Here is a 1,188-nt window from a genome sequence, read left to right as displayed (position 1 = left end):
GCTAGTGGACTGAGCGGTTAATTCATTTATCTAATGGTAACGATATACTGTGCGTCCAATGTCATGGATTGGTTATGCGCATGGCCCGACCGACTTCCCCCTTCGCTTTAATGCCTTCCGATCTCATCGCCCTGCAAGGTTGGTTGCGTATGAGTACGCTGGAACAGAGCCTCGCCCAGCGAGCGCGCATCCTGCTTCTACTGGCTGACGGATTGACGCCCAAGGCCGTCAGCGAGCAGTTGCAGGTCACGCCGCCGACGGTATTCAAGTGGCGAAAACGTTATCTGGAGGCGGGAATCGAAGGGTTGAGCGATCTGCCGCGCAGCGGCCAGCCACTCAAACTTGGGCCCGATAAAATCAACGAAATCCTGACACTGACCACCCGGCGTGTACCCCAGGAAGCCACTCACTGGAGCGTCCGTTTGATGGCCAAGTATGCGCGGGTCACCACGTGGCAGGTTCGGCAGGTCTGGGCCGCTTCCGACCTCAAACCCCATCGTCTGAAGACCTTCAAAATCAGCAACGACCCTCATTTCGCCGACAAGGTAGTCGACGTGGTCGGGCTCTATCTGAACCCACCGGATAATGCCCTGGTGTTGTCGGTTGACGAGAAAACCCAGATCCAGGCGTTGGATCGCACCCAACCGATGCTCCCGCTACGCCCAGGTCAAGTTGAACGCCGGACGCATGATTACAAGCGCCATGGTACGGCGAGTCTGTACGCGGCTTTCGACATCCTAACCGGCCAAGTAATCGGACGGATTACCCAGCGCCATCGAGCCAAGGAGTTTCTGGCTTTTCTGCAACAGATTGAACGCAGCACGCCAGCCGGACTGGATCTGCATGTGATTCTAGATAACAGTTCGACCCACAAAACGGCTGCAATCAAGCAGTGGCTGGAAAAGCATCCGCGTTTCAAATTGCACTTCACACCGACCAGCGCGTCTTGGCTGAACGCCGTGGAAGGCTGGTTTGCACAACTGGAAAGACGAGCGCTATACCGGGGTGCCTTCACCAGCGTCGCCGACCTAAAAGTCGCTATCCGCCAATTTATCGAGGCTCACAATGAGCATTCAGCCAAGCCGTTCAAGTGGAATAAAACGGCTGAGGCCATCATTAGCTCGGTACATAAAGCGAAGCTGAGTGTGATAAAAAATAAATTAATGGATTAACCGCTCAAGCCACTAG

The 1,188-nt window shown here is 54.9% G+C and carries 1 protein-coding gene; it reads left to right on the top strand.

What is annotated here, in order from left to right:
• Positions 1 to 80: 80 nt before the first annotated feature.
• Positions 81 to 1,172 carry an IS630 family transposase gene (locus AC1Q6I_RS34765; protein ID WP_034114923.1) on the top strand — a complete coding sequence of 364 codons (1,092 nt, stop codon included), beginning with the start codon at positions 81 to 83 and terminating at the stop codon, positions 1,170 to 1,172.
• The last annotated feature ends 16 nt before the right edge of the window (positions 1,173 to 1,188 follow it).

The sequence above is a fragment of the Pseudomonas sp. MPR-R2A5 genome (genome assembly GCF_058793055.1).
The sequence above is the reverse complement of the archived record's forward strand: the minus strand, read 5'-3'. Positions and strand labels throughout refer to the sequence as shown.